The sequence below is a fragment of the Oleiphilus sp. HI0043 genome (assembly GCF_001634935.1).
Genome location: NZ_LWEY01001917.1, coordinates 1 through 639, shown reverse-complemented (window position 1 = coordinate 639; position 639 = coordinate 1). Strand labels below are relative to the sequence as shown.

Here is a 639-nt window from a genome sequence, read left to right as displayed (position 1 = left end):
AACGAGCCAACTTGGTTCGCTTTTCAACCTCTGTTTCCAAGCCCAAGTCATCCAACACCGGATCACTCGGTGAAAGAACTGGGATATCCGGCTCGGCTTTCTCAAATTGAAAGCGTAGTTTATTCAACTCGACCGCTTTCTTGAGTCGCAAGAAGTCATTCGACCCGGGCGTCATATCAGGATCCCATAGGTCGTTCAAATGCCAATTAATTGAACACTGCCCCCGGCAAGCCAAACGTATTGGCCCGCCACCTAAATCAGGCCCACTACCACTCACTTCAGCCAAGCGTTCAATTGGTACATTCCAACTTGCGTCAGCCTTGCCATCTTCGTCGAAATATAAAATGAAGAATACCAGCGCCTGGATCGTACCATCCTTGCCAATCACCGCATAAACTGCTTTAGCTTCTTGATCAGCGTAATCTGGTAAAGCACCCAAGCCGTCTAACATTGCCTCGAACTCCGAGAACATCAAATGTTTCGTTACTTGCTGATTTTCAACAAAGAAGACAGCCTCATATGAATCTGACTTTCTAAACCCCATAACTACCTCGTTAAGATGCGCATAGAAATTGCGCACCCAATAAATCTAAAACTACAAATCAGTTTAGTTGATAACCAAGGAAGCACACGTTTAAA

1 pseudogene is annotated in these 639 nt (G+C 45.2%); it reads right to left on the bottom strand.

Going from position 1 to position 639, the window contains the following annotated elements:
* Positions 1–544: pseudogene (locus A3729_RS29580) on the bottom strand (DNA repair ATPase); the annotation flags it as partial.
* Between the last annotated feature and the right edge of the window lie 95 nt (positions 545–639).